This window comes from Streptomyces sp. NBC_01283 (genome assembly GCF_041435335.1).
Taxonomy (GTDB): Bacteria; Actinomycetota; Actinomycetes; order Streptomycetales; family Streptomycetaceae; genus Streptomyces.
This window is the reverse complement of record NZ_CP108430.1, coordinates 6,549,587-6,575,423: the sequence shown is the minus strand read 5'-3', so window position 1 is coordinate 6,575,423 and position 25,837 is coordinate 6,549,587. Positions and strand designations below refer to the sequence as shown.

Genomic DNA, 25,837 nt, shown 5'->3' with positions numbered 1-25,837 from the left:
ATTGACCGGAGGACTGACGAGAATCCGCTGCCCGTACAGTGGCCGGGGCGCGATATGTGCACGGTGCAGGTTCTAGGGAGGCACTTGCCGTGAGTGAGTTTCAGTTCGTCCGTCTTGGCTTCGGCCCGGATTCGGTCGAGTACCAGGAGGCCTGGGACGAGCAGCGCCGCGTGCACGCCGCTCGCTTCGCCGACGAACTCCCGGACACGTGTCTGCTGCTCGAGCACCCGCCGGTGTACACCGCGGGCCGCCGCACCGCGGACAGCGAGCGCCCCCTGGACGGCACCCCCGTCGTCGACGTGGACCGTGGCGGAAAGATCACCTGGCACGGCCCCGGGCAGCTCGTGGGCTACCCGATCCAGAAGCTGCCGCGCCCGGTGGACGTCGTAGCACACGTACGGCGCCTGGAAGAGGCACTTATCCGTACGTGTGCGGAGTTTGGCCTGGAGACGAGCCGCGTCGAGGGCCGCAGTGGCGTATGGGTTCTGGGTGACCCCCGTCAGGCCGCAGAGCAAGGTCCGGCGCTCGGCGGCCTGGACCTCGACTTCGACCCCCGGCTCCAGGACGACGAGTTCGACGCCCGGTTCAACGGCCCGGAGTACGCCCCGTCCAACGCGGGCCAGCGCCGTGAGGACCGCAAGATCGCGGCCATCGGCATCCGCGTCGCCAAGGGCGTGACGATGCACGGCTTCGCGCTGAACGTGAACCCGGACAACACCTGGTTCGACAAGATCATCCCGTGTGGCATCCGCGACGCCGGTGTGACGTCGATCTCGTACGAACTGGACCGCGAGGTCACGATCGCCGACGTGCTGCCCGTCGCCGAGAAGCATCTGCGGGAGGTCCTGGAGAACGCGGAGCTCAAGCCGCGGCTCGTCGAGAAGGCCGGGACCCCCGGGAACACGGCTGAGACCCCCGGGAAGACGGCCGAGAAGGCAGCCCAGGAGACGGTTGAGAACCCGGAAGCCGAGAAGGCGACCGCCTAGACAGCTCGGGCCGCGGGGAATGCACCCCGTGGGCCAGAGGTTGGCCGAACGTAAGCCCAACGACATCACGGGCGTACCCTGGTGTGCGCCGAAGAATCGAAGCTACAGGGAGCCGATGTGTCCGCAGTCGCACCCGACGGACGCAAGATGCTGCGCCTTGAGGTCCGGAACGCCCAGACCCCGATCGAGCGCAAGCCCGAGTGGATCAAGACCCGGGCGAAAATGGGCCCCGAGTACACGAAGATGCAGAACCTCGTGAAGAGCGAGGGCCTGCACACGGTCTGCCAGGAGGCGGGCTGTCCCAACATCTACGAGTGCTGGGAAGACCGCGAGGCCACCTTCCTCATCGGCGGTGACCAGTGCACCCGGCGCTGCGACTTCTGCCAGATCGACACGGGCAAGCCGCAGGCGCTCGACCGCGACGAGCCGCGCCGCGTGGGTGAGTCCGTCGTCACGATGGACCTGAACTACGCCACCATCACCGGCGTCGCCCGCGACGACCTGGACGACGGCGGCGCCTGGCTGTACGCGGAGACCGTGCGCCAGATCCACGCGATGACGGCGGAGCGCGCCGAGGGCAAGACCAAGGTCGAGCTCCTCATCCCCGACTTCAACGCGGACCCCGACCAGCTGGCCGAGGTCTTCTCCTCGCGCCCCGAGGTCCTCGGGCACAACGTGGAGACGGTGCCGCGCATCTTCAAGCGGATCCGCCCCGGCTTCCGCTTCGAGCGCTCGCTGGAGGTCATCACCCGCGCCCGTGAGGCCGGTCTGGTCACCAAGTCGAACCTCATCCTGGGCATGGGCGAGGAGCGCGAGGAGATCAGCGAGGCGCTGCACGCGCTGCACGACGCGGGCTGCGAGCTCATCACGATCACGCAGTACCTGCGCCCGACGCCGCGCCACCACCCCGTGGAGCGCTGGGCCAAGCCGCAGGAGTTCGTGGAGCTGAAGGAGGAGGCCGAGGAGATCGGCTTCTCCGGCGTCATGTCCGGGCCGCTGGTCCGCTCCTCGTACCGCGCCGGCCGTCTCTACCAGATGGCGATCGAGAAGCGCGGGGCGTACGTCGCCTCGCAGGCGGTCTGACCGCGGGCGAGAGCCCGACTGTGTGAATCGGCGCACAAGCGACTACTGACGAGTAGTGGCCGAGATGACGCGGCCTCTACGGTCCCCGCAGGTGAGGGGGACCGTAGAGGCCGCGTCAATGTTTCGGGGCCCGGCGTCAAGGCTTCATCCGTGTTTGACCGGTCGGTCACGCCCTGGTAACACCAATCAGTGACCCTGGAATTACCCCACGTACAGCCCTACCCATAGCCGCTCAGGAGGGCCCCACCATGCAGGCCGCGCCCGTACGCGCCACCGCCATCCCGTCCGTCACCGACGCACTGCGCGCCGTCGAGTCGCTTCTCATGAGCAGCGGCCAGCGCACCGCTCGCCGCAACGCCTGGACGTCCGTGCTCGACGACCGGCGTCGCGCCAAGGACCGGGCCGAGGCGCTGCGTGTGCTCGAAGAGGCGATGCCAACCCGCACGTCGTAGTCACCTCCAGGGGCACGTAGACTTCACGACATGGCGAGGAAGGAAACCGCGGCGGACGCCGCGAACCCCGGGCGACTCAAGCAGATTGCCCTGACCTACAAGATGACCCGCAAGGCCGATCCGCGGATCGGGCTTGTCATCGCGGCTGTGGGGATCGTCACCTTCGGTGTCTTCCTCGCGATCGGCTTCTTGATCGGTCACCCGATCTATCTCGGCATTCTCGGCTTTGTGCTCGCCTTCCTCGCGATGGCGATCGTCTTCGGGCGCAGGGCGGAGCGTGCGGCCTTCGGGCAGATGGAGGGCCAGCCCGGTGCGGCGGCCGCGGTGCTCGACAAGATCGGCCGTGGCTGGACGACGACTCCGGCGGTGGCGATGAACCGCAGCCAGGACGTCGTGCACCGCACGGTCGGCAAGGCCGGCATCGTGCTCGTCGCCGAGGGCAACCCGAACCGGGTGAAGAGCCTGCTGGCCGCCGAGAAGAAGCGCATGGCCCGCGTCGTCTCCGACGTCCCGGTGCATGACGTCATCGTCGGCACCGGCGAGGGCCAGGTCCCGCTGAAGAAGCTGCGTACGACGCTTCTGAAGCTGCCCCGCGTCCTCCAGGGCCCGCAGGTCACGGCGACGAACGACCGGCTGCGCGCGATGGGCGATCTCATGAGCAACATGCCGTTGCCGAAGGGACCCATGCCGAAGGGTGCTCGCATGCCTCGCGGCGGCCCGAAGATGCGCTGACCTCCTCTTTCCTGCTCTTCCCCCTGCTTTTCCCTGCTTTTCCCTACATCGACGAAGGCCCCGGAACCGATCGGTTCCGGGGCCTTCGTCGTTCGTACATGCGCTGTGGATCGCTACTGGGGGGGATGCTGTCAGATCCGCACCTGGACGGCGCGGCCGAGGCGGTCGTGCAGGCCGCGGCCGTCGCGGTCCCAGATCAGGGCCGGGACGGCGACGCAGAGCAGCAGGCTGCGGACGAGGACACGGCCGATGCCGAGCCGTCCGCCGCCCTCGGCGATGACACGCAGCCTGAAGAGGGCCTTGCCGGGGGTGCAGCCGACCGTGCCGACCGTCAGGACGGTCATGACGAAGAAGATGCCAAGCGCCCAGTTGCCCATCGCCTGCTGGTCACCGCGAGCGAACAGGCCGTATGCGATGAGCATGCACAGGGCCCAGTCGACGGCGATGGCGCCCATGCGCCGCCCGGGCCGCGCGATCGAACCCGGCCCCTCCTCCGGCAGACCGAGCTGCTCGCCCCGGTACCCGAAGTCGACGCCCGCGTCCTCTGCCGCCGCACGAGGTCCGGAGAGCCACGATCCGATTACTTGCCTGTTGTCCACCCGTCCACGGTACTGCGCCCGTTTTCGTACGAGGACGGGCGGGGTAGGGCGAATGACACCCGGCGTGAACCCGGCTCGGTTAACTTCCGCGAAACAAATGGGTCATGCTTGAGAAATCCCCCGTCCCTATGGTCGGGTCCCAGCGTGTGCCACCGCACTGGCCGCACAACGAGCTGCAACCCCGTCCCCGCCTGGGGGCCGGGAGTAGGAGGAGTTGGATGTTCCAGAACGCCGACGACGCAAAGAAGTTCATCGCGGACGAGGACGTGAAGTTCGTAGATGTCCGGTTCTGCGACCTGCCCGGAGTGATGCAGCACTTCACGATCCCGGCAGCGGCGTTCGACCCGAACGAGGAGCTGGCGTTCGACGGATCGTCGATCCGCGGCTTCCAGGCCATCCACGAGTCCGACATGGCGCTGCGCGCGGACCTGTCGACCGCCCGGGTCGACCCGTTCCGCCGCGACAAGACGATCAACATCAACTTCTTCATCCACGACCCGATCACGGGCGAGCAGTACAGCCGTGACCCGCGCAACATCGCCAAGAAGGCCGAGGCCTACCTCGCGTCCACCGGCATCGCGGACACCGCGTACTTCGGCCCCGAGGCGGAGTTCTACGTCTTCGACAACGTCCGCTTCCAGACGTCGGCGAACGAGAGCTTCTACCACATCGACTCCGAGGCGGGCGCCTGGAACACCGGTGCGGTCGAGAACAACCGTGGCTACAAGGTCCGCTACAAGGGCGGCTACTTCCCGGCCCCGCCGGTGGACCACTTCGCGGACCTCCGCGCGGAGATCTCCCTGGAGCTGGACAAGAACGGCCTCCAGGTCGAGCGCCAGCACCACGAGGTCGGCACGGCCGGCCAGGCGGAGATCAACTACAAGTTCAACACGCTGCTCGCCGCGGCCGACGACCTGATGCTCTTCAAGTACATCGTGAAGAACGTCGCCTGGCGCAACGAGAAGACCGCGACCTTCATGCCGAAGCCGATCTTCGGTGACAACGGCTCGGGCATGCACGTGCACCAGTCGCTGTGGGCGAACGGCGACCCGCTCTTCTACGACGAGCAGGGCTACGCGGGCCTCTCGGACACCGCCCGCTACTACATCGGCGGCATCCTCAAGCACGCCCCCTCGCTCCTCGCCTTCACGAACCCGACGGTGAACTCCTACCACCGCCTGGTCCCGGGCTTCGAGGCGCCGGTCAACATGGTGTACTCGCAGCGCAACCGCTCGGCTGCCATGCGTATCCCGATCACCGGCTCGAACCCGAAGGCCAAGCGCGTCGAGTTCCGCGCGCCGGACCCGTCCTCGAACCCGTACCTGGCGTTCTCGGCGCTCCTGATGGCCGGCCTGGACGGCGTCAAGAACAAGATCGAGCCGCCGGAGCCGATCGACAAGGACCTCTACGAGCTGGCCCCCGAGGAGCACGCGGGCGTCGCCCAGGTCCCGACCTCCCTCCCGGCGGTCCTCGACGCCCTCGAGGCGGACCACGAGTACCTCCTGGCCGGCGGTGTCTTCACCCCCGACCTGATCGAGACGTGGATCGACTACAAGCGGACGAACGAAATCGCCCCGATCCAGCTGCGTCCGCACCCGCACGAGTTCGAGCTGTACTTCGACATTTAGGAACGCCGCAGGTCAGAGCGGGTTTCCGCTCGCCTGGGCCGTTCGTTTGTGGGCCGTCGGCCGTGTTCTCCCCCTCCGGGAGGCACGGCCGACGGCCTTTTCGGGTCACGGGCCGATGGCGTACTCCGTGAAGTGGCCGCAGGTGGTGAAGCCCAGGTGACGGTAGACCGGCTCGCCCTCTGGCGATGCCTGGAGGACCGCTGTCCGGTAGCCCGCGTCTCGTGCGGTGCGGAGTGTCGTGTGGGTGATGGCGGCGCCGTAGCCTCGTCGGCGGTGTTTCGTGAGCGTGGAGATGTTGTAGATGCCGGCCACGCCCGCGTGGAAGAAGACCTCCGCCGTGCAGACCGGCAGGCCGTCCGCGTAGCCGATCAGGAAGTGCGCCGGGCAGTCGGCGGCGAGGGCCTGATCCGCCGTCTCGGTGTAGAACTGGTGGACCGTGGCGGACACCGGGTCCCAGTTCGCGGCCAGCAGCGTGGCGTAGTCGCCGAGGTGCTCGCGGCTTGTCACCCGGCGGATGTCCAGGCCGTCGGGCTGCGGGGGCGGCGGCAGCGTGCCGCGCAGGTCCTTCCACATCCCGGCTTCCGTCTCCGACGGCTCGATACCGGCGGCCTCCAGGTGTGCGCCGAGGTTCGGCGGCGTCGACGCGGGGCCGACCCACCAGGAGAACGGGCGGCCTGTGGTGGCCAGTTGCCGGACGGTCTCCGTGACGCGTCGCGGGGCGGAGGCCTCGGTGAAGCGGGCCGCCGCGACGATGTTGAACGTGTCGTCGTGCAGCCCGCTGTCGGCCACCAGCAGGTCGTCCGCCTCGATGATCGTCGCGCCCGCCAGGTGCCGGTGGAGATGGCCGGCGTGCTCCGCCAGGTTCAGCTCCATCCTGGCCTGCAGGTCGGCTTCACCCTCGGCGGTCTGCGGACGTGGCGCGGTCATAGTGCTCTATTCCAGCAGTTCGGGACGTGCGTCGTCATGGGGTTTTCGGGCCCTCGGCACCGGTGGGTAGGCGGTATGCAGGCCGTATATGGGGCGACCCGGGCCTGTGCCTCGTCCTACCATCGCCGTCACGGTGGGTGGTGGGCGGGACGAGTGGGGGGTGCGGCAGTGATGAGTTGGTTTGGAGGGGGCAAGGAAGCTGAACTCGTGCGGGTTGTCCGTGGGGCTGCGTTGGGGGACGTAGTCGATGTGTCGGATCCTGCCGCCTGGATCGCGTTCGATGCCGACGTACGTGGGATGTCCTTGCGATGGGACGAGTCGGAGGCTGGTGCGAGTCGGGTCGCCCTTGATCTGTGCAGCTACGACGGCAGGGTGCGGCAAGCCGCGTTGCGGCGGGTCTCGGGGTATCCGGAGCTGTTGCCGCTCGTCGTCATTCGCTGTGCCGACTGGGCCGCGCCCGTACGGGAGGCTGCGCGCCGTCTGCTGCGGGACGTGCTGCCACGGCTCGATGCCGCGGAGCTGGCCGCCCTCGCGCCCGTCCTGTTGCGCGTGGGGCGACGGGATCGTGGGGTCTTCGGCGTCGAGCTGTTGCGGGACGGGGTGAGCGGGGCGGCGGGTGAGCGGCTCGTGGCGTTGCTCGGTCATGCGGATCCCGTCGTACGCCGCTTCGCCTACCGCATCGCCGTCGACGAGCGCGTTCTTCCCACCGGGCAACTGGCCCGTACCGCCGCCCTCGACAGCGACGTCGTCGTGCAGAACCTCTGCGCCGACGCCGCCCTGGCGGGCATCGGAGAGCGTGGGGGTACCGGTACCGGTACCGGTACGGGTGCGGGTGCGGGTACGGGTGCGTACTTCGATGTCGTCTCGGTCCTCCTCGGAGCGCGCAACCCCCGCGTCCGCTCCGCCGGTGTCACCGCCCTGCGGCGTGTGGGGCGGGCCGAGGCGGCGCGGGCGTTCCTCGCGGACCGTTCGGCGCTCGTGCGGGCCTGCGCCCGTTACGTCCTGCGGCAGGGCGGGATTGATCCGCTGCCGGTCTACCAGGAGTGGTGCGCCGATCCCGGCGACGCCGCGTTGCCGCCCGGCGCGGCGGTCGGTCTGGCGGAGTGCGGGAGCCGTACGGATGCCGGACTGCTCCTGCCCCTCCTCGCGCACCCGGTGCCTGCGGTCCGGGCACGTGCCGTGGCCGGGCTGCGGCTGCTCGACGTGGCGGGGACCGAGCGGTTGCGGGTGCTCCTGGACGATCCCGCGCCCGCTGTCGCCCGCGAGGCCTCCGTCGCGCTCCTCCCCTGCGCGCGGCAGCTGCCCACGGAGTGGCTGATGTCGCGTATCGGGGCTGAGCTGCCCCGGCACACCCGCGTTGCCGCCTTCCGGCTGCTCTGCGCGCAGGGCGGCACAGCCCAACTGGGCGCTGCCGCAGCCCTGTTGGGCGACCTCGACGCCAAGCTCCGGCGCCGGGCCGAGCAGATCACGCAGGGCCGCCGGCGCTGACCCTGCGGGGAGGGCGGTGTATCCCAACTAGGCCCCACTGCCGCCCGACTGGAGGGCCCCGACATCAAGCTCCGACGCCGGGCCGAACAAATCACCCAGGGCCACCGGCACTGACCCCACAGGGTGGGCGGTCCGCGGCCCGGATCAGGCCGAGCCGGAGCCTTTGAAGCCGTAGTGGCGCAAGCCTTGCCTTCGTCGTCCCAGCTGAGCTTCAGCGCACCGTCGGCGTACGCACTCTTGCCGCCGACCTTGAGATTCGCTCAGGTGAAGGTGAAGGTGAAGAGGGGGATGAAGGTGAAGTCACCCTACGTGCGCCGAAAGCGGATCCACGGGCGTCCGTCCAAGCTCGCGTCCCCCGGCGTCACCACCGCCCGCACCCCGTACACCTTCGCGATCAGTTCCTCCGTGATCACCTCCGCCGGCGTGCCCGACGCGTACGCCACTCCCTCGCGCAGGACCAGTACGTGGTCGCAGAACATCGCCGCCAGGTTCAGGTCGTGCAGGGCGATCACGCTGGTCAGGGGGAGGTCCGACACCAGGGAGAGGAGGTCGAGCTGGTGCTGGACGTCCAGGTGGTTGGTGGGTTCGTCGAGGAGCAGTTCTCTGGGCTGCTGGGCCAACGCCCTTGCTATCTGCACCCGTTGGCGTTCGCCGCCCGAGAGCGTGTGCCAGGACTGGGCCGCCCTGTCGGACAGGCCCGTGCGGGTCAGGGCCTCCCGTACCGCCTCCTCGTCCTCGGAGGTCGGGAGCGACCACGCCCTGCGGTGCGGGATGCGGCCGAGTCGTACGACCTCCTCCACCGACAGCGCCACTTGCGTCGTGGCCTCCTGGTCCACCACCGCCACCCTGCGTGCCACCGTGCGGCGGCCCACGTCACGCAGCGGGTCGCCGTCCAGCGTGACCACTCCCGATGTCGGGGCCAGGACGCCCGCCAGGATGCGGAGGAGGGTTGATTTACCCGAACCGTTGGGGCCCAGGAGGCCGACCGTCGCCCCGGGGGGCGGGGCCAGCGTCACTCCGTCGACTATCAGGCGGCCCGCTGCCGTTCTGGTGACTCTGTCCGCCCGCAGGCCGGAACTGGCCGCGCTCATGTCGTCCTCCGGGTGCGGTAGAGGACAAGGACGAACGCCGGGACGCCGATCAGGGACGTCACCACCCCCACGGGAACCTCCTGCGGGTCGAGGACCGTACGGGCCAGCGTGTCCACCCACACCAGGAACACCGCGCCCGCGAGCGCCGTGACCGGGAGGAGGCGTGCATGCCCGGAGCCGACGAGCGCTCGGGCCGCGTGCGGCAGGACCAGGCCCACGAAGCCGATGGCGCCCGCGCTGCTGACCAGCGCCGCCGTCAGGAGGGCCGTGACGGAGAGCAGCATGAGCCGGGTGCGGGCCACGTGGACGCCCAGCGTCGCCGCCGCGTCCTGGCCGAACGCGAACGCGTCCAGAGTGCGCGCCTGCGTCAGACAGATCGCGAGGGCAGCGAAGAGCACCGCCGCGCACAGCCAGACGTCCGTCCAGCCCACCCCGCTCAACGAGCCGAGCAGCCAGAACAGGACGCTCCGCGTCGTCTCCGCGTCGCCCGACGTGAGGATCACGAACGAGGTGAGGGCGGAGAAAAGCTGCATCGCCGCCACACCGGAAAGCACCACCCTGTCGGCGCTTCCGCCCAGGGTGTGGCTCAGGAGCAGGACCAGCGCGAAGGAGCAGACAGCCCCGGCGAAGGCACCCGCCGAGACCGACACCACTCCCCCGCCGACCCCCAGGACGACGATCGCTACCGCGCCCGTGGACGCGCCCGACGAGACGCCGAGCACGAAGGGGTCGGCGAGCGGGTTGCGCAGGAGCGACTGGAGGACCGTTCCGCAGACCGCGAGGCCCGCGCCGCAGACCGCCGCGAGGAGCGTGCGCGGCATGCGCAGGTTCCAGACGATGCCGTCCCTGATGGGCGTCAGCCGCGCCTCTCCCCAGCCAAGGTGGGCCGCGACCGCCGACCATACGTCCGGTACGGAGATGTCCGCGGGGCCGATGGTGACGGCCACCGCGACGGAGAGGGCGAGGACGGCCAGGCCCGCGGTCCAGAGCAGGATCTGGCGTATGCCGCCGGGGGCGGCTCCCCCGGCTCCCCTCACTTGGCGAGCCCGAACTCGCGCAACGCTTCCGCGACTTGTTCCACGCCGTCCACCGTGCGGATCGTCGGGTTCATGGCCTGGCCGCTCAGCAGCACGTACCGCTTCTTCTTCACGGCGGTCAGGTTCTTGGTGACCGGATTGGTCTCCAGGAACTCGATCTTCTTCTTCGCGCTCTCGGCCGTCTGCGACTTGCGGGTGAGGTCTCCGATGACCAGCACGTCCGGGTCGCGGTCCGCCACCGTCTCCCAGTTGATCTGGGGCCACTCCTCGCGGGTGTCGTCGAAGACGTTCTTCGCGCCCAGTTCGCGGGTGATGATGCCGGGCGCCCCGCAGCAGCCCGCGATGTAGGGCGCGTCGGAGTTGGCGAACCAGTAAAGGATCTTCGCGCCCGACGCGTCGACATCCCGCGTCGCCTTCGCCACCCGGCCCTTGAGCTCCGCGATCAGGCGCTCGCCGCGCTTCTCGACCCCGAAGGCCTTGGCCAGGTCCCGCACTTCGCCGTAGACGGTGTCCATGGTGAGCGTCCTGACGCGGGTGCCGTCGCCGTCGCCGCTGTTGTCCTTGCCCGCGCAGTCGGAGGGCGAGACATAGGCGGGTACGCCGAGTTCGGCGAACTTGGCGCGGTCGGCGACGCCGCCCTTGCTGACCGTCGCCTCGAAGGAGGCGGTGACGAAGTCCGGTTCCTGGGCGAGGACCTTCTCGAAGGAGGGGTAGCTGTCGGCGAGGCGCTCGACCTTGGCGTTGTCCTTCGCCAGGCCCTTGAGCACCGGGTCGGTCCAGGTGCCGCTGCCGGCCATGCGGTCCGCGAGGCCGAGGGAGAGCAGGATCTCCGTGGAGCCCTGGTCGAGGGAGACGGCCCGCTGCGGCGGTGCCTTGATCTCCGCCTTCTTGCCGCAGGAGGTGAGGGTCAGCGGGTACCCGCCGGCCTTCTTGTCCGCGTTCGATGCGGTGGAGGTCGCCGACGGGCCGCCGCAGGAGGTCAGCGTGACGGCCAGGGCCGTGCCGAGGAGGAGGGCAGAAACGCGTGCACGACGGGCTGGCATACGTACACGACGGGCTGTGGAGGACACGAGATCCCTTGAGTCTCACGGCTCATACGCGGAGCCTGGCCTGCTTCGTCACCTCCGCCGCCCGGTGTGCGGACGAAGGTGCCAGCAGGTCTTCGGACTCGGGGATCGGCCGGGCGGGGCGCCTTCCCAGGCGTCCGTGGACGCCCAGTGGCCGTGGCCCCGCCCGTTCCCCCTCACCGCTGCGCGTCAGTTCCGGATTCGCACCGGATTCCCTGGCCCTGGTGTGGGTTGACTGGCGTGCGCAAGCTATCACGCGAGGTCAGGACGGCTGCTCGGGCCTCGGTGCGCCGCGGTAGGTGCCGAAGGACCACTTGTTGCCCTCGGGGTCCGCGATCGCGAACTCCCGGCTGCCGTACGGCTGGTCCTCGATCTCACGGATGATCTTGACGCCCGCGGTGCTGAGCCGCTGGTAGAGGTCGTCCACGCGGTCGGTGACGACGTACGCCCCGAAGGTGCCCGGCTTCAGGCACCAGTCCTGGGACTTCTCGTCGTACGAGCCGAGCATGATCGCGCCGCCCTCGGGCCAGTCGAGCTCGGCGTGGGCCACGCGGTCGCCGTCCTCGTAGACGGCGGTGCGCAGGAAGCCGACCGTGCCGACCAGGAAGTCGATCAGGGCGGGTGCGTCATGGGCCTGGAGGGTCGGCCACACATCGGGGGCGCGCCCGGCGGAGATGGGCTGGGACGGGGTCCGGGGCTGCTGCTTCTCGGTCGTGTTCATGGGTCCTACTCTTCGCTCCCGCCATGGCTCCCGGCTTGGATATTCCGGCACTCTTCGGCCAGCCAGCCGCTGGGGCTCGCGCCGGTGTACTGCCGGAAGTCCCGCACCAGGTGGGAGTGGTCGTAGTAGCCGCAGTCGGCGGCGACGCGGGCCAGGTCGGGGGCGCCGCCCGCCGCGACGGGGCGTACGACGGCGTTCCGTGCGCGCTGGAAGCGCATCAGGCGGCCCGCCTGCTTGGGGCTCAGGCCCGTCTCGGCGCGGAAGAGCGTGGTGAGCCGGCGTTCGCTGAGGGCGACGTGCCGGGAGAGGCCGCGCAGGGTGCCCACTCCCTGATGCCGGGCCAGCCAGGCCCAGGCCTCGGTGACCTCGGGGCGCACGGAGCCGCTGGACGTGTCGGCCGCGCGCTGCCTCAAGTAGGCGGACAGGGAGGCGAATCGCTCCTCCCAGGTGCCCTGCTCGCACAGCAGCTCCCGTACGTCGGCTGCGCGGCGCCCCATCACCTCCGCGCCGGGCGTCACGAGCTCACCGGCCAGTTCCGCGGCCGGTACGCCGAACAGGGCACGGGCGGCGAGCGGGTGGACGGCGAGCTGGATGCCCGCCTCGTGCTCGGGCCGTACGACGTAGGCCGGAGTCTGGTGCAGACCGCCGAGGACGATGTCCGTGCGGACGGCGTCGCGGCCGCCCGCCTGCTCGGGGGTGCCGCCGGTGACGACGGGGCCGTCCAGCGAGAAGATCAGCGTCAGGTACGGGGAGGGCAGCCCGCGGTGCAGGCCGGGCCGCTCGCCCTCCGTGCGGTAGCCGACGGCGGACACCACCATGCCGTCGAGCCGCGGGGCGGCCCGCACGAACTCCCGGGAGACGGTCTCCATGCCTCCCAGTATGCGACGGGCACGGCTCCGCAGCAGGCCGGAGCGGGACTCCGGGGCACGCCCGGAAGAGAACCCGGAGCAGACCGGGCAGAGAACCGGGAGCAGACCGGGCAGAGAGCCCCGCGCAGGCCGCGCGTCTGACGCTGCTACCCGCGCCCGCCCGTCCCATGCCCGTTCCGTCCGGTGATGTCGATCATGGGAATCCGCCGCCCGACCCCATACGATGACCCGCCGCTCCGGACGGGGCGCAGACCGCTCTCAGGGGGCACAAAACCATGGCAGTAAAGGCAAAGGGCAAGCTGGCCGTCATCGGCACGGCGGGCGCGCTCACCGCGGCCGTCCTCGCGGGGACGGCACTCTGGCCGAGCACGGACGCGACGGCCGCGGACGCCTCCGCCACGACCGCGAAGACCGCCGCGAGGACCACGGCCGAGCTGAAGCACTGGCCCAAGCCGGTCGCGAAGAAGCTGGGCAAGGTCATCGCGAAGAACGAGGGCAAGGGCGCGTACGCCGTCTTCGACGCGGACAACACGACGTACCGCAACGACCTGGAGGAGTCCCTCCTGCCCTTCCTGGAGATGAAGGGGGTGCTGACCCGCAAGTCGATGGACCCGTCGCTGAAGATCATCCCCTTCAAGGACACGGCGAAGCACAAGGAGAGCCTCTACAGCTACTACAACCGGCTCTGCGAGGTCGACGACCAGGTCTGCTACCCGTGGGCCGCGCAGATCTTCTCCGGTTTCACGCTGAAGGAGCTCAAGGGGTACGTCGACGAACTCCTCGCCTACGACAAGCCGATCCCCGCCGAGTACTACGAGGACGGGAAGCTGACGAAGACCGAGGTCAAGACGCCCGAGTTCTTCCCGGGCATGCAGGAGCTCTACAAGTCGCTGCGCAAGCACGGCATCGAGGTCTACGTCGTCAGCGCGGCCAGCGAGGACCTCGTACGCATGGTCCTCGCCGACCCCAAGTACGGCTACCACGTGAAGCCCGAGAACGTCATCGGTGTCGGCCTGCAGCTCAAGGACCGCGAGACCGGCGAGGTCACCAGCTCCCGCAAGGAGATCGCGGAGGGCCGCTTCGACGAGAAGAAGCTCGCCGGGCGTGAGCTGACGCCGAACCTGTGGGCGCCGCTGACCTGGTACCAGGGCAAGCCCGCGGCGATCAGCACGTACATCGACGAGTGGAAGAAGCCCGTCCTGGTGGCCGGCGACACCCCGAAGAGCGACGGCCCGATGCTGTTCCACTCGGCGGACGTGCGGCACGGCGGTACGCGGGTCTGGGTCAACCGCAAGGACTCGTACATGAAGGAGCTGGACGGGATGAAGCGGAAGAACGCCGACCGGCAGCGCGAGCTCGGCCAGAAGGTCACCGCGGACAAGCGGTGGCTGACGGTGACGCCGGACCAGATCGGCTAGCCGTCCCCCCCTACGTCGCAGCGCCGTAGGGGTCACTCCTGCGGCGCTGCACCGTCCTGACCGGCCGCGTCCACCAGGCCCGAGGCGATCGCCTCGGTCAGTGCCGCGTGGTCCTGGGTGTTCTGCGCGGTGTAGCGCAGCGCGAAGTCCGCGATCGCCCGGTCGAAGGTGTCGGAGCCGCCCAGGTAGGCGGCGATGGCGATGCGGTCGCCGGAGCGGGCGTGGGCGCGGGCCAGGGCCGTGCCGCAGAGCCGGGCGTAGGAGCTCAGTTCCGCGGGGGACATGGTCTCGACGTCCGCGGAGCCCTTCATGTCGCGCAGCTGGCGCCAGTAGAAGGCACGGCCCTGGGGGCCCGTCATCCAGCCGAGGAAGATGTCGCTCGCCGCCTGGAGGAGGCGCTGGCCCGCGACCACGCGGTGGCCGGGGTGGACGTACGGTCCCGGCGGTAGGTGCTCCTCGACGGCCGACCGGACCGCCTCCTTGATCTGCAGGAAGAGCGGGTCGTCGGCGTCGCGCCCGGCGAGGAGCACGATGAAGCAGCGGGTGCCGACGCTGCCCACCCCCACCACCTTCCGTGCCGCGTCCACGAAGTGGTAGCGGTCCAGGAGGAGCCGGCGCTCCTCGGAGAGCGTGGAGCGGTAGTCGCCGAAGATCTTGCGCACCGCCGCGAGGTCCGTGGCGGCGGCCGGTTCGATGAGCGGCGGGTCGTGGATGATGCGGCGGACGCCGTCCACCTCTTCGGTCAGTTTGCCGAGCGCGTGCAGGCTCGTACGGCGGCGGGCGCGGTCCATGGTGGTCTCCGCGCGCTTGCGGTGGCGCTCGGAGCGGATGAGGGGCAACAGGCCATGTGCGTCGGTCTGTTCGTACCAGACGGCCAGCTCACCGAGTCCCGCCAGACGTCTCATCGACGTGCGGTACGCCGCCACCGCCGCGAGGCACGCCTCCCGTGCGCCGCTCCGCGGGTGGCCGTTGCCGCCGGACGCCACGGCGATGCTCGCGGCCAGGCGCTTGACGTCCCATTCGAAGGGTCCGGGGCACGTCTCGTCGAAGTCGTCGAGGTCGAAGAGCAGGGTGCGTTCCGGTGAGGCGAACAGGCCGAAGTTCAACAGGTGGGCGTCGCCGCAGAGTTGAACCGTCAGGCCGGTGTTCCACTGGACGGCCAGGTCCCCCGCCATGACGGCGGCGGCCCCCCTGAGGAAGGCGAAGGGCGAGGCGGCCATGCGGGCATACCGGATGGGCAGCAGCTCCTGGACGCGGTCCGCGCCCTGCCGCTCCAGGACGGCCACCGGGTCGGCGCGGTCGGCCGAGGGTATCCACGCCCCGTGCGAGGAGCGGGAGGCACGCTTGCGGGCGGCCTTGCCCTGGCGGGCACGCTCGTCCGGAGTGGTCATCGCCCCTCGCCCCTCTCCGTCGGCGGCCCCCGGCAACAGCGTCCCCTCAGGAGCAGCCAATGCCGCCACCGGCGCGTACGCATGCCCAGTACGCCGAACGGGTGAACCGCCCCCTGGAGCTCCCGAGAGCCTCGGGACCTCAGCTTCCGCCCGCCACCGCCCATGCCGCCACCCTCTTGGCCAGCGCTCCCCCGGCCCGCGTCCACAGGAAGTGGTCCAGGCGGGCGCCCGCCTCCTGTACCGAGTACCGCCGACGGGTGAGGCGGGCACCCGGCACCTTGCCGACGAGGTGGTCGAGTGCGGCCACGGGTGCCCAGGTGTCGCCCTCGACGGAGACCGCGAGGACGGGCAGGGCGAGGGCGCCCAGGGCGGCCTCGTAGTCGTGCGGGGAGCCGGGGGACGAGTAGCGGCCGGTACGGCCCTGACGTGCCCAGTCCCGCATGACGCCCTTGGGCTGGTTGCCGCCGAAGCCGAGCCTGGTCCCGGGCCACCGGCCGAGCAGCGTCGTGGTGGCCGCGGCGAACAGCTCGCCGATGAGCAGCAGGGGCCCGCGCAGTGGACCGTACGCACGGAACCAGACAGAGCCCGAAGCGACGAGGGCGACTCCGTCCACGCCGGGTCCGATGCCCAACGCGGCGTGGATGAGGCCGAGTTGCCCGCCCAGGCTGTGACCGAGAAGGTACAGCGGGGGTTCCGGGCCCAGTTCGGCGCGTATCGCGTCGATGACCGCGACGAGATCCTGCTCCACGATCGTGCGGTAGCCGTGGTCGAGGGCGTCCGCGTCCGTCACCCGCGGGGTGCTCTCCCCCTGTCCCCGCAGGTCCACGGTGAGGGCGGTGAGCCCTTCCGCGTTCAACTGGCGGGCGAACGCGCGGTAGTAGCGGGCGGGGGTGCCCATCGCGGGGAGGATCAGGACGGCGGGCGCGGGCCGGGGCGATGCCTCGCTCCCGCGCAGGCCGCGGACGGGAAACCGTGCCCCGTCCGGGAGTTGGGCGGTGACGAGCAGCGGCAGCTCGTCCGCGGGCTCCTGCTGGGTGGGGGCGGATTCCGGCTGAGTCATGCGGACAGCATGAAGCACGCGGACGGGTGGGGGCCGCGCGGCCCCCACCCGTCCGCGTCCGTGCGACGGCTCAGCGGCTGTACCGCATGAGGGCGCGCACCATGTGGCAGGTGATGTCCGACGGCGGATGGATTCCCACGTCCTCCGCCATGCTCCGGATCCTGGGGTTGCTCGCCTGGTTCGGCAGATAGACGCCCGAGTCCAGCAGGGCTATCGCCAGACGCATGGCCTTCAGGCGCCGGTTGTGCGTGATGTACCACTCGCGCGGCCGGCCGGCCGGGAGCGGGCGCTTCTCCAGTGGTGCGTACGTCGGGTCGATGATCACGGGCCGGGAAGCGTTGCGCTTCGACTTCGATGTGAGTGCGGCAGCGGGCACAGGCATCCTCCTGTCGCGGTCAGGAACCCCCGTCGGGAACCCTCGAACACTGCTTCTAGTTTACTGCCGGGCACTGACAATCGCCGCTGGCCAGACGGCCTTTGGGACGGTGTGACGGAAGGTGTGACGGGTGGGTCACGGGTAGCGTGTGCGGCATGGAGATCTGGATCAATCCCGCCTGTTCGAAGTGCCGCAGCGCACTCACCCTGCTCGACGCGGAGGGCGCCGACTACACCGTCCGCCGCTACCTCGACGACGTCCCCACCGCGGACGAGATCCACGCCGTCCTGGAGCGGCTCGGCCTGGAGCCGTGGGACATCACGCGCACCCAGGAGGACGCCGCCAAGGAGCTGAACCTGAAGGACCGCGAGGCCTGGCCGCGCGACGCCTCGGGACGCGACCGCTGGATCACGGCGCTCGCCGAGCACCCCAAGCTCATCCAGCGGCCCATCATCACCGCCGACGACGGCACCGCGGTGGTGGGACGCACGGAGGAGGCGGTACGGGACGCGATGTCCCGGTAGCCGCACAGGCGAATAGCCGCATGGGCGGATAGCCCCCCTCCGAGCAGCGGCGCGCGCAGGGCGCAGATGACTGCCGAACGATGAGCCATATCCGTCGAACCGTTACATATGCCTCCCTAGCGTTGAGCACTCCACACGCCGCGGGCCGGACGAAGGATCCGGGAAACGGAAAGGAGCGCACCGTGCGGAACCTGAAGGCCGGAGGCGTGTACGGCACGGTCCTCGCCAGCGCGCTGGTCGCCGCGCTCCACTCGGAGCAGCAGATCTACACGCCCTGGTACGACGCGGCCTGGATCCTGGTCACCGCGGGCACGGCCGCCCTCGCGCACGGATACGCGCACCACATGTGCACGCACCGGCCCGGCACCGGACCGCAGCGGTGGCGGCAACTGCTCCGGGAGCTCATGGACGAGTGGCCGGTGATCGTCGCCTGCTGGCCGACCGTGGTGGTGCTGGTGGCCGCCGGGGCCTTCGGCTGGCCCGAGGCACCGGTCACCTACTCCGTGCTCCTCCTGAACGCGGCCCTGCTCCTCGGCTGGGGCACCTTCGCCGCGCTGCGGGCGGGTCACCGGCGGCGCTCGGCCGTGCTGCTCGGCATGGCGGACGCGACGATCGGGCTGCTGATCGCGGCGGCCAACGCCGTCATCAAGTGACCGGGACGTGAGCGGAGGGACGTGAACCGAGCCACATCCACCGCCGGTAACACGGGGTTCACATTCGAGCAATGGACGGGAAATCGCACGTTGGCAGGCTGCGCGGCATCACCCACGGCACCGCAGCACCCGCACGTTCTGCGCCGTACCGAGTTTTCAGAGGATGGGCCCCGTGACCTTCAAGGCTGAGTACATCTGGATCGACGGCACCGAGCCGACCGCCAAGCTCCGTTCGAAGACGAAGATCATGGCGGACGGCGCCGAGCTCCCGAACTGGGGCTTCGACGGATCCAGCACGAACCAGGCCAAAGGTCACGCGTCCGACCGTGTGCTCAAGCCGGTCTTCAGCTGCCCGGACCCGATCCGCGGCGGCGCTGACGTACTCGTGCTGTGCGAGGTCCTCAACACGGACATGACGCCGCACGAGTCCAACACCCGTGCCGCGCTCGTCGAGGTCGAGGAGCGGTTCGGCTCGCAGGAGCCCATCTTCGGCATCGAGCAGGAGTACACCTTCTTCGAGGGCGACCGCCCGCTCGGCTTCCCCGTCGGCGGTTTCCCCGCCGCGCAGGGCGGCTACTACTGCGGTGTCGGCGCCGACGAGATCTTCGGCCGTGACATCGTCGAGGCGCACCTGGAGAACTGCCTCAAGGCGGGCCTGGGGATCTCCGGCATCAACGCCGAGGTCATGCCCGGCCAGTGGGAGTTCCAGGTCGGCCCGCTCTCCCCCCTCGAGGTCTCCGACCAGCTGTGGATCGCCCGCTGGCTGCTCTACCGCACCGCCGAGGACTTCAAGGTGTCGGCCACGCTCGACCCGAAGCCGGTGAAGGGCGACTGGAACGGCGCGGGCGCGCACACGAACTTCTCGACGAAGGCGATGCGCGAGGGCTACGACGCGATCATCACCGCCGCCGAGTCCCTCGGTGAGGGCTCCAAGCCGATGGACCACGTCAAGAACTACGGCGCGGGCATCGACGACCGCCTCACCGGTCTGCACGAGACCGCCCCGTGGAACGAGTACAGCTACGGCGTCTCCGACCGCGGCGCCTCGGTCCGCATCCCGTGGCAGGTCGAGGTGGAGCAGAAGGGCTACATCGAGGACCGCCGCCCGAACGCGAACGTCGACCCGTACGTCGTGACGCGCCTGATCGTCGACACGTGCTGCACCGCCCTGGAGAAGGCCGGCCAGGTCTGATCGCGTCCAGCGCGTCCATTTTCGATCTGAAGGGGGCGTCCACCGGACCGGTGGACGCCCCCTTCGGCGTGCATGACCGGAGGGGCCCATTCACGCCAAGCATTCGCCAAGGAGGCGTATCAGCGTGCGAGAGGGAACGACCGCGGCCTCTCCCATCTGCTTCAATGGGGCCATGGGCAGCTACGGGAACACCGCGACGGGTCGTGATCACGACCTCGAGCCGTTCTGGCCTTCCCGCCAACACCATGACTTCGACCGGGTGTGTTGCCGCGCGATGAACGCGCAGGCCCTCTAAAGCCGTTCACCCGGCCTTCGCCTGACGCGCACGACGTACGTCTTCGACGACTGACGACTCCTTCGCGCGAAAGAGCTGACCTCCATGGCGAACTCCCGTTCCTTCTCGGCATCCACCGCTTCCACCGCGACCGCGACCGCCACTGCCGCGCCGCTGACCAGCCCCGGCCGGGGGCGGCTGCGCGCCGTCGCCCCGGACGAGGTGGCGCAGATCACCGACTTCCTGCCGCCGGGCGCGACCTGGCTGCCGGCGCCGCAGCACACGCTGCCCACCCTGCCTGGCCAGCCGCCGATGATCGGCTACCTGGTCCTCGTACCGGCCGGGCAGGAGCCCCACTCCGTCGCCGGGCCCGAGCCGCTGCAGCCCGCCGGGCAGGAGCGGACGCCCGCTTCCGGCGGCCCCGTGTGGATCGACGCCGTGCAGCGTGCGGCGCAGGTCGACGGCCGCCCGCTCGACCTCACATATCTGGAGTTCGAGCTGCTCGCGCATCTCGTCGCCCATCCCCACCGGGTGCACACGCGCGACCAGTTGGTGACCACCGTGTGGGGTTACGGGCACGTGGGCGACGGGCGCACCGTCGACGTCCACATCGCGCGGCTGCGGCGCAAGCTGGGCGCCGAGCACCGCCAGACGATCCAGACGGTGCGGCGGGTCGGCTACAAGTACGCGCCGCCCGCGACCCGCTGACCTGAAGGTTCCCGGGCGGGGCCGATCTCTGCCACGAGCAGAACCCGGTTCCGTCCGCGGCGCGCGGCGGGCAGAGTCGTCTCCATGAGACTTCTGATGCTGGGTGGTACGCAGTTCGTGGGCCGGGCCGTCGTCGAGGCCGCGCTCGCGCGTGGCTGGGAGGTGACGGTCTTCCACCGCGGGAGCCACGAGGCGCCCGCCGGAACGGTGTCGCTGCTCGGCGACCGTACGGCGGAGGGCGGCCTGGACGCGCTCGCCGCCTCCGACGGCGAGTGGGACGTCGTCGTCGACACCTGGTCGGGGGCGCCGCGTGCCGTGCGCGAGGCGGCGCGGCTCCTCGCGGGACGGGCGGGGCGGTACGTGTACGTGTCGAGCGTCTCCGTGTACCAGTGGCCGATAGCGGCGGGTTCCGACGAGAGCCACCCTCTCGTCGAGGGCGATCCCGGCGCGGACGCCGTGGCGTACGCCGAGGACAAGCGGGGCGGGGAGCTCGCAGCCGTCGCGGGGTTCGGGGAGGAGCGCACGGTGCTCGCCCGCGCGGGGCTGATCCTCGGTCCGTACGAGAACATCGGGCGGCTGCCGTGGTGGCTGAACCGGGTCGCCCAGGGCGGTCCCGTACTGGCCCCGGGGCCGCGGGAGTTGGGGCTCCAGTACATCGACGCGCGGGACCTCGCGGAGTGGGTCCTGGACGCCGCCTTCGCGGGCCTGCACGGCCCGTACAACGTCGTCTCCCCCATCGCGCACACCACGACGGAGGAGTTCCTGAAGGCGTGCGTGGCCGTGGCCGGCGCCGACGACGTGGAGCTGCGCTGGACCGAGCCCTCGGTGATCGCCGAGCACGGCATCGAGCCGTGGACGCAGCTCCCGGTGTGGGCACCGCCGGGGGAAATGCACGACTCCATGCACCGCACCTCGACGGAGAAGGCGGTGGCCGCGGGGCTCCGGGCGCGTCCGGTGGCGGACACGGTCGCGGACACGTGGGCCTGGCTCCGGTCGATCGGCGGCCGGGCCCCGCAGCGGCCCGACCGCCCGGTGGTGGGCCTGGCCCCGGACAAGGAAGCGAAGGCCCTGGGCCTCTAGCGCGGGAACGGGGCGGTGGCCGGGACCGAAGTTTCCGGCCCCGGCCACCGCCCCGCAGCGGGCCTACGCGCCCGACGGAACCCGCCGGGGAGCAGGCTGCTGCGGCACTGCGGGCGTCTCGCCATGAGAGACCCGCGGCAGCCACGAAAGCCCGCGCGGAGTACGCCAGTTGCGCTCGCCGAGCAGCGTCATCAGGGACGGCAGCAGCACCATCCGCACGACCGTCGCGTCCAGCAGGACGGCCACGCCCAGGCCCACGCCCATCTGCTGCATGTCCTGCATGGACAGGGTGCCGAAGACCGCGAAGACCGCCACCATGATCACGGCCGCGCCCGTCACCGCGCCCGCGGTCCGTGTGATGCCCTCGCGGATCGCCTCGCGGTTGTCCAGACCCCGGCTCCGTGCCTCGCTGATCCGCGAGACCACGAACACGTGGTAGTCCATCGACAGGCCGAAGAGCACGACGAGGACGAACAGCGGCATCCAGTTCTCGATGGCCCCCACCTGCTCCGAGCCGATCAGCTCGGCTCCCCAGCCGTGCTGGAAGACCGCGGTCATCACGCCGTAGGCGGCGCCCACCGACAGCAGGTTGAGGCCGATGGACGTCACCGCGATCACCACCGAGCGGAAGCTGAAGAGCATCAGCAGGAAGGTCACCGCCGCGATGAAGGCGAAGACCGGCATGATGCCCTTGCTCAACTGGTCGCTGAAGTCCTCGGACGAGGCGAGGTCGCCACCGACGTAGGCATCCGCGTCCAGGCCGTCGAAGGCCGCGGGGACCACGTCGTCCCTGAGCTCGCCCAGCGCCTTCTTGGACCGCGCGTCACTGCCGTCACCGGGCAGCGGTACGTCGATCTCGGCGACGCCCGCGCTCTTGTGGACGGTGAGTTCGGCGCCCTTGCCCGCGTCGCGCACCACGGCGGCCAGCGCGTCCTGGATCTTCTTCGCCTCGATGCCGTCCGCCTTGACGACCACCTGGGCCGGCGCGGGACCGCCCGGGAACTCCTGGGTGATCTCCCGGAAGGAGACCGACAGCGGGGCGTCAGAGCCGAACTGCTTCTCCAGGCCCAGCTGTTCGGTCTTCATGCCGAGTGCGGGCGCCGCGAGGGCGAGGAGCAGGACCGCCGCGCCGACGGCGAAGAACTTCGGCCTGGCGAGCACGGGGCGCAGCAGCTTGCCCGCGATGCCGCCGCTGGCGTGCGCGCCCTTCGTGCCCTTGCGGCTGAGGAAGGGGATGCGCCCCGCGTTGATCCGGTCGCCGAGCGCGGAGAGCAGCGCGGGAAGCACCGTCACCGAGCCCAGCATCGCCACGCACACCACCAGGATCGTGGCGACGGCGAAGCCCTTGAAGAGCAGCAGGCCGGACAGGAACATGCCCGCCATGGCGACCATCACCGTGAGCCCGGAGACCAGTACGGCCCGCCCGCTGGTGGCGGCCGCGATCCGCAGCGCGGTCTCCGCGTCGTGTCCCGCGGCCCGCTCGTCCCGCTCGCGGCGCAGGTAGAAGAGGCAGTAGTCGACGCCGACCGCGAGCCCCATCAGGAACATCACCGAGTACGTCGTCTCGAAGAGGTGCAGCTGGTGGCTGGCGAGCGAGAGCAGGCCGAAGGCCGCCACGCACGCGGTCAGTGCGAGCCCGACCGGGAGCAGCGCCGCGACCACGGCGCCGAACGCGACCAGGAGGATGCCGAGGGCTAGTGGCACCGCGGTGAACTCGGCCTTGGTGAGGTCGTCCGAGAGCAGGTCACCGAGGTGCTTCTCGGAGCTCGCGTCGCCGAACTGGTAGACGGAGATGCCGTTCCGGGCGCCGTCGTCCTTGGCCTTCTGCACCGCGTCGAGCACCGGCTGGACGCGGTCGGCCGCGTCGTCGGACGCGCCCTTCATCTCGAAGCGGAGCAGCGCGTCCTTGCCGTCGCCGGAGGGCAGCGGCGCCTGCATCTTCCGTGTCTCGCCGGTCGCGGTCAGCGCCTTGGAGAGGTCGCTCGCCGCGCCCCGCCAGCCGCCCGCCGCCTCGGAACTCACCATGACGAGCTCGCCCGCGGGCTCCTCGACGCCCGCGTCCTGGAGGATCGCCGCGGCCCGGCCCGAGTCGCCGACGCCCATCTCGTCGTCGGACGCGGTGACCATGCCGGAGGCCCCGCCGATGGTCGTGGCGAGCACGACGAAGAGCAGCCAGCCGAGGATGGCCGTCTTGCGATGGTGTGCGCTCCACACCCCGAGTCGTGCCGCGAGGTTTGGCCTCATGGCGTTTTCGCCCCCATAGATAAGCATCGGACAAGCCTGTTGATGACGGGGACAACGCTAGAAATCCGCGGCCCGCCCACCCAGCCGCCGAAGCCCCCACTGTCCGAAGCACAGGGCGAGGTCAGGGGGTGTCGTCAGGTACACCCCCGCCCGGGTGCCGGACCCAATGACCGGCGCCGGTCCCAGCGGCGAGAATGTGTTCATGCCACTGGAAGAGATGGGGATCAGAAAATGACGAGGGTCCGTGAATCCGTGATCGCGGGAGCCCGAGGGCTCTACCTGGCGGTCGTCACGCTCGCCGGTTCGATCACTCTCTTCGTGCTGTCGGTCCTCTCGATCGTCTTCATCGTGCTCGGCATCGGCGTCTTCACGACGCCGCTGGTCCTGACCGGCGTACGCAAGTGGGCCACCCTGCGCCGTGCCCAGGCCGGCGCGTGGTCGGGCGTGGCCATCCCGGTTCCCTACCGGGCCTTCCCCGCCGATCTGCGCTCCGGCGTCACCGGGCAGGTGGAGCGCACCTCGCTGCTCCTGAAGGACCCGGCGACCTGGCGTGACCTGCAGTGGCTGTTCGTCGACATGACCGCGGGATTCATCTCGGTGATCTTCGCCCCGGCGCTGCTGCTCTACCCGTTCTACGGCTACGTCCTCGCCCTCGGCGTCTGGAAGCCGATCTACGACGCGGGCGGCGGCGAGTGGTACGGCTTCATCCACGTCACCTCGCAGAGCGACGCCAACATGGCGGCCCTGCTCGGCACCGCGCTCGGCATCACCGGCATCTTCGTCAACCCCTCGATCCTGCGCGGCCACTTCCTCCTGGCCCGGACACTGCTGGCGCCCACCACCTCCATGCGGGAGCGTGAACTGGCCCAGCGCGTCGACCGGTTGACCGAGACGCGGCACGACGCCGTGGACTCCTCCGCCGCCGAGCTGCGCCGCATCGAGCGGGACCTGCACGACGGGGCGCAAGCCCGCCTGGTCGCGATGGGCATGGACCTCGGCACCATCGAGGCGATGATCGAGAAGAACCCGGCGAAGGCCAAGGAAATGATCGCCAAGGCCCGGCAGAACTCCGGCGAGGCACTGACCGAGCTGCGTGACCTGGTCCGCGGCATCCACCCGCCGGTGCTCGCCGAGCGCGGCCTCGGCGACGCGGTGAAGGCCCTGGCACTGCGCCTTCCGGTGGAGACGGACGTGGACGTGGAGCTGTCGGGGCGGGCCGATGAACCGGTGGAGTCGGCGGCGTACTTCGCGGTGAGCGAGGCCCTGACCAACACCATCAAGCACGCGGGCGCGGACCGGGTCTGGGTGGACATCCACCACGCGGAGGGCATGCTGCGCATCGCGGTCACCGACAACGGCAAGGGCGGAGCGTCCATCGGGGCGGGGTCCGGACTGAGCGGGATCGAACGCCGACTCGGTACATTCGACGGCGTACTTGCCGTCAGCAGTCCCGCGGGCGGCCCGACCATGGTGACCATGGAGATCCCTTGCGAGTTGTCCTAGCCGAAGATCTCTTCCTGCTGCGTGACGGCCTGGTCCGGATGCTGGAGGCATTCGACTTCGAGATCGCCGCCGCGGTCGAGACGGGGCCCGAACTCACCAAGGCCCTGGCCGAGTTGGAGCCGGACGTCGCCGTCGTTGACGTCCGGCTTCCGCCGTCCCACACGGACGAGGGACTGCAGTGCGCGCTCGCCGCGCGGCGGGCACGGCCGGGACTGCCCGTGCTCGTGCTCTCCCAGCACGTGGAGCAGCTCTACGCGCGCGAGCTGCTCGCCGACGGGAACGGCGGGGTCGGCTATCTCCTGAAGGACCGGGTCTTCGACGCCGACCAGTTCATCGACGCCGTACGCCGGGTCGCCTCCGGCGGCACCGCGATGGACCCGCAGGTGATCCAGCAGCTCCTGTCGCGCAGGTCGGCGGACCAGCCGCTCGGCAAGCTCACGCCGCGCGAGCGCGAGGTGCTCGAACTCATGGCGCAGGGACGGTCGAACGCCGCGATCGCGGCGGAGCTCGTCGTGACGGAGCGGGCGATCGCCAAACACACGTCCAATATCTTCGGGAAACTGGACCTTTCGGTGTCGGACGACGACAACCGGCGCGTTCTCGCGGTACTCGCCTATCTGGATCAAGGGCGCTGAGCGGATCTTCAAAGATCACCGGAGATCACCGGAGATCGGCAGGAAGATTGCCGGGGAATTCGGCGCGTGATTGAACGGGGCCGACTCCTGTTGCGTACG

At 70.2% G+C, this 25,837-nt stretch carries 25 protein-coding genes and 1 riboswitch; of the genes, 14 read left to right on the top strand and 11 right to left on the bottom strand.

What is annotated here, in order from left to right:
• Positions 1 to 89: 89 nt before the first annotated feature.
• The 4 genes from lipB to OG302_RS29745 all read left to right on the top strand — a co-directional run bounded on the left by lipB (position 90) and on the right by OG302_RS29745 (position 3,253).
• Positions 90 to 986, top strand: coding sequence for a lipoyl(octanoyl) transferase LipB (gene lipB / locus OG302_RS29760; protein ID WP_371529586.1), 897 nt, complete (start codon positions 90 to 92; stop codon positions 984 to 986).
• A gap of 117 nt (positions 987 to 1,103) precedes the next feature.
• A complete protein-coding gene (locus tag OG302_RS29755; RefSeq protein WP_160504647.1) occupies positions 1,104 to 2,069 on the top strand; it encodes a lipoyl synthase in 966 nt (321 codons plus the stop codon).
• 248 nt (positions 2,070 to 2,317) lie between these two features.
• The gene (locus OG302_RS29750) at positions 2,318 to 2,521 is read left to right on the top strand and encodes a hypothetical protein (protein ID WP_371529585.1); all 204 of its coding nucleotides are present in this window, start codon (positions 2,318 to 2,320) and stop codon (positions 2,519 to 2,521) included.
• Between the two features lie 30 nt (positions 2,522 to 2,551).
• Entirely contained in the window at positions 2,552 to 3,253 is a 702-nt protein-coding gene (locus OG302_RS29745; RefSeq protein WP_371529584.1) for a DUF4191 domain-containing protein, read from the top strand.
• Between the two features lie 131 nt (positions 3,254 to 3,384).
• On the opposite strand, the gene OG302_RS29740 is transcribed toward OG302_RS29745, so the two are convergent.
• The gene (locus OG302_RS29740) at positions 3,385 to 3,852 is read right to left on the bottom strand and encodes an RDD family protein (RefSeq protein WP_371529583.1); all 468 of its coding nucleotides are present in this window, start codon (positions 3,850 to 3,852) and stop codon (positions 3,385 to 3,387) included.
• Positions 3,853 to 4,070: 218 nt separating this feature from the next.
• Here OG302_RS29740 and glnA point away from each other — a divergent pair, with 218 nt between their 5' ends.
• On the top strand, positions 4,071 to 5,480 hold the full coding sequence (gene glnA / locus OG302_RS29735) for a type I glutamate--ammonia ligase (protein ID WP_361045716.1): 1,410 nt from the start codon (positions 4,071 to 4,073) through the stop codon (positions 5,478 to 5,480).
• 105 nt (positions 5,481 to 5,585) lie between these two features.
• On the opposite strand, the gene OG302_RS29730 is transcribed toward glnA, so the two are convergent.
• Positions 5,586 to 6,353 carry a GNAT family N-acetyltransferase gene (locus OG302_RS29730; RefSeq protein ID WP_371750275.1) on the bottom strand — a complete coding sequence of 256 codons (768 nt, stop codon included), beginning with the start codon at positions 6,351 to 6,353 and terminating at the stop codon, positions 5,586 to 5,588.
• A gap of 351 nt (positions 6,354 to 6,704) precedes the next feature.
• On the opposite strand from OG302_RS29730, the gene OG302_RS29725 reads away from it, so the two are divergent.
• Positions 6,705 to 7,895, top strand: a complete 1,191-nt coding sequence (locus OG302_RS29725; protein WP_371529582.1) for a HEAT repeat domain-containing protein — start codon at positions 6,705 to 6,707, stop codon at positions 7,893 to 7,895.
• Between the two features lie 305 nt (positions 7,896 to 8,200).
• Here the strand turns inward: OG302_RS29725 and OG302_RS29720 are convergent, their stop codons facing one another.
• The 5 genes from OG302_RS29720 to OG302_RS29700 all read right to left on the bottom strand — a co-directional run bounded on the left by OG302_RS29720 (position 8,201) and on the right by OG302_RS29700 (position 12,680).
• Entirely contained in the window at positions 8,201 to 8,986 is a 786-nt protein-coding gene (locus tag OG302_RS29720; RefSeq protein WP_371529581.1) for an ABC transporter ATP-binding protein, read from the bottom strand.
• Complete coding sequence (locus OG302_RS29715) at positions 8,983 to 10,023, bottom strand: FecCD family ABC transporter permease (RefSeq protein ID WP_371529580.1); 1,041 nt, start codon at positions 10,021 to 10,023, stop codon at positions 8,983 to 8,985. Before OG302_RS29715 ends, OG302_RS29720 begins: the two co-directional genes overlap by 4 nt.
• On the bottom strand, positions 10,020 to 11,066 hold the full coding sequence (locus OG302_RS29710; RefSeq protein WP_371529579.1) for an ABC transporter substrate-binding protein: 1,047 nt from the start codon (positions 11,064 to 11,066) through the stop codon (positions 10,020 to 10,022). The genes OG302_RS29715 and OG302_RS29710 overlap by 4 nt, the downstream gene beginning before the upstream one ends.
• Positions 11,067 to 11,158: 92 nt before the next feature.
• Positions 11,159 to 11,345: riboswitch (cobalamin riboswitch) on the bottom strand.
• A 7-nt stretch (positions 11,346 to 11,352) separates the two neighbouring features.
• Positions 11,353 to 11,811: a VOC family protein gene (locus OG302_RS29705; RefSeq protein ID WP_371529578.1), complete on the bottom strand. Its 459-nt coding sequence runs from the start codon at positions 11,809 to 11,811 to the stop codon at positions 11,353 to 11,355.
• A 5-nt stretch (positions 11,812 to 11,816) separates the two neighbouring features.
• Entirely contained in the window at positions 11,817 to 12,680 is an 864-nt protein-coding gene (locus OG302_RS29700) for a helix-turn-helix domain-containing protein (protein WP_371529577.1), read from the bottom strand.
• 275 nt (positions 12,681 to 12,955) lie between these two features.
• Between OG302_RS29700 and OG302_RS29695 the strand changes: the two genes are divergently transcribed.
• On the top strand, positions 12,956 to 14,098 hold the full coding sequence (locus tag OG302_RS29695) for a haloacid dehalogenase-like hydrolase (RefSeq protein ID WP_371529576.1): 1,143 nt from the start codon (positions 12,956 to 12,958) through the stop codon (positions 14,096 to 14,098).
• A gap of 32 nt (positions 14,099 to 14,130) precedes the next feature.
• Here the strand turns inward: OG302_RS29695 and OG302_RS29690 are convergent, their stop codons facing one another.
• The 3 genes from OG302_RS29690 to OG302_RS29680 all read right to left on the bottom strand — a co-directional run bounded on the left by OG302_RS29690 (position 14,131) and on the right by OG302_RS29680 (position 16,925).
• Positions 14,131 to 15,489, bottom strand: a complete 1,359-nt coding sequence (locus OG302_RS29690) for a DUF2252 domain-containing protein (RefSeq protein WP_371529575.1) — start codon at positions 15,487 to 15,489, stop codon at positions 14,131 to 14,133.
• Between the two features lie 139 nt (positions 15,490 to 15,628).
• Entirely contained in the window at positions 15,629 to 16,549 is a 921-nt protein-coding gene (locus tag OG302_RS29685) for an alpha/beta fold hydrolase (protein WP_371529574.1), read from the bottom strand.
• A 70-nt stretch (positions 16,550 to 16,619) separates the two neighbouring features.
• Positions 16,620 to 16,925, bottom strand: coding sequence for a hypothetical protein (locus tag OG302_RS29680; protein ID WP_361827163.1), 306 nt, complete (start codon positions 16,923 to 16,925; stop codon positions 16,620 to 16,622).
• A 155-nt stretch (positions 16,926 to 17,080) separates the two neighbouring features.
• On the opposite strand from OG302_RS29680, the gene OG302_RS29675 reads away from it, so the two are divergent.
• The 5 genes from OG302_RS29675 to OG302_RS29655 all read left to right on the top strand — a co-directional run bounded on the left by OG302_RS29675 (position 17,081) and on the right by OG302_RS29655 (position 21,356).
• Positions 17,081 to 17,449 (top strand): arsenate reductase family protein, encoded by a 369-nt coding sequence (locus tag OG302_RS29675; RefSeq protein ID WP_371529573.1) that lies wholly within the window; start codon positions 17,081 to 17,083, stop codon positions 17,447 to 17,449.
• 182 nt (positions 17,450 to 17,631) lie between these two features.
• Positions 17,632 to 18,102 carry a hypothetical protein gene (locus OG302_RS29670; protein WP_371529572.1) on the top strand — a complete coding sequence of 157 codons (471 nt, stop codon included), beginning with the start codon at positions 17,632 to 17,634 and terminating at the stop codon, positions 18,100 to 18,102.
• Between the two features lie 172 nt (positions 18,103 to 18,274).
• Entirely contained in the window at positions 18,275 to 19,294 is a 1,020-nt protein-coding gene (gene glnII / locus OG302_RS29665) for a glutamine synthetase (RefSeq protein ID WP_371529571.1), read from the top strand.
• A gap of 379 nt (positions 19,295 to 19,673) precedes the next feature.
• A complete protein-coding gene (locus OG302_RS29660; protein ID WP_371529570.1) occupies positions 19,674 to 20,276 on the top strand; it encodes a winged helix-turn-helix domain-containing protein in 603 nt (200 codons plus the stop codon).
• Between the two features lie 84 nt (positions 20,277 to 20,360).
• Complete coding sequence (locus tag OG302_RS29655; protein ID WP_371529569.1) at positions 20,361 to 21,356, top strand: NAD-dependent epimerase/dehydratase family protein; 996 nt, start codon at positions 20,361 to 20,363, stop codon at positions 21,354 to 21,356.
• Positions 21,357 to 21,419: 63 nt separating this feature from the next.
• On the opposite strand, the gene OG302_RS29650 is transcribed toward OG302_RS29655, so the two are convergent.
• Complete coding sequence (locus OG302_RS29650) at positions 21,420 to 23,600, bottom strand: MMPL family transporter (protein ID WP_371529568.1); 2,181 nt, start codon at positions 23,598 to 23,600, stop codon at positions 21,420 to 21,422.
• A gap of 231 nt (positions 23,601 to 23,831) precedes the next feature.
• On the opposite strand from OG302_RS29650, the gene OG302_RS29645 reads away from it, so the two are divergent.
• Both OG302_RS29645 and OG302_RS29640 read left to right on the top strand, forming a co-directional pair.
• Entirely contained in the window at positions 23,832 to 25,103 is a 1,272-nt protein-coding gene (locus OG302_RS29645; protein ID WP_371529567.1) for a sensor histidine kinase, read from the top strand.
• Positions 25,088 to 25,738 carry a response regulator transcription factor gene (locus OG302_RS29640; RefSeq protein ID WP_361827184.1) on the top strand — a complete coding sequence of 217 codons (651 nt, stop codon included), beginning with the start codon at positions 25,088 to 25,090 and terminating at the stop codon, positions 25,736 to 25,738. Before OG302_RS29645 ends, OG302_RS29640 begins: the two co-directional genes overlap by 16 nt.
• Positions 25,739 to 25,837: the final 99 nt, after the last annotated feature.

Coding starts and splice junctions, on each gene's coding strand:
- OG302_RS29750 (WP_371529585.1), top strand. CDS start 2,318: ATGCAGGCCGCGCCCGTACGCGCCACCGCCATCCCGTCCGTCACCGAC.
- OG302_RS29745 (WP_371529584.1), top strand. CDS start 2,552: ATGGCGAGGAAGGAAACCGCGGCGGACGCCGCGAACCCCGGGCGACTC.
- glnA (WP_361045716.1), top strand. CDS start 4,071: ATGTTCCAGAACGCCGACGACGCAAAGAAGTTCATCGCGGACGAGGAC.
- OG302_RS29730 (WP_371750275.1), bottom strand. CDS start 6,353: ATGGAGCTGAACCTGGCGGAGCACGCCGGCCATCTCCACCGGCACCTG.
- OG302_RS29725 (WP_371529582.1), top strand. CDS start 6,705: ATGTCCTTGCGATGGGACGAGTCGGAGGCTGGTGCGAGTCGGGTCGCC.
- OG302_RS29720 (WP_371529581.1), bottom strand. CDS start 8,986: ATGAGCGCGGCCAGTTCCGGCCTGCGGGCGGACAGAGTCACCAGAACG.
- OG302_RS29710 (WP_371529579.1), bottom strand. CDS start 11,066: ATGCCAGCCCGTCGTGCACGCGTTTCTGCCCTCCTCCTCGGCACGGCC.
- OG302_RS29705 (WP_371529578.1), bottom strand. CDS start 11,811: ATGAACACGACCGAGAAGCAGCAGCCCCGGACCCCGTCCCAGCCCATC.
- OG302_RS29700 (WP_371529577.1), bottom strand. CDS start 12,680: ATGGAGACCGTCTCCCGGGAGTTCGTGCGGGCCGCCCCGCGGCTCGAC.
- OG302_RS29695 (WP_371529576.1), top strand. CDS start 12,956: ATGGCAGTAAAGGCAAAGGGCAAGCTGGCCGTCATCGGCACGGCGGGC.
- OG302_RS29690 (WP_371529575.1), bottom strand. CDS start 15,489: ATGACCACTCCGGACGAGCGTGCCCGCCAGGGCAAGGCCGCCCGCAAG.
- OG302_RS29685 (WP_371529574.1), bottom strand. CDS start 16,549: ATGACTCAGCCGGAATCCGCCCCCACCCAGCAGGAGCCCGCGGACGAG.
- OG302_RS29675 (WP_371529573.1), top strand. CDS start 17,081: ATGGAGATCTGGATCAATCCCGCCTGTTCGAAGTGCCGCAGCGCACTC.
- OG302_RS29660 (WP_371529570.1), top strand. CDS start 19,674: ATGGCGAACTCCCGTTCCTTCTCGGCATCCACCGCTTCCACCGCGACC.
- OG302_RS29655 (WP_371529569.1), top strand. CDS start 20,361: ATGAGACTTCTGATGCTGGGTGGTACGCAGTTCGTGGGCCGGGCCGTC.
- OG302_RS29650 (WP_371529568.1), bottom strand. CDS start 23,600: ATGAGGCCAAACCTCGCGGCACGACTCGGGGTGTGGAGCGCACACCAT.
- OG302_RS29645 (WP_371529567.1), top strand. CDS start 23,832: ATGACGAGGGTCCGTGAATCCGTGATCGCGGGAGCCCGAGGGCTCTAC.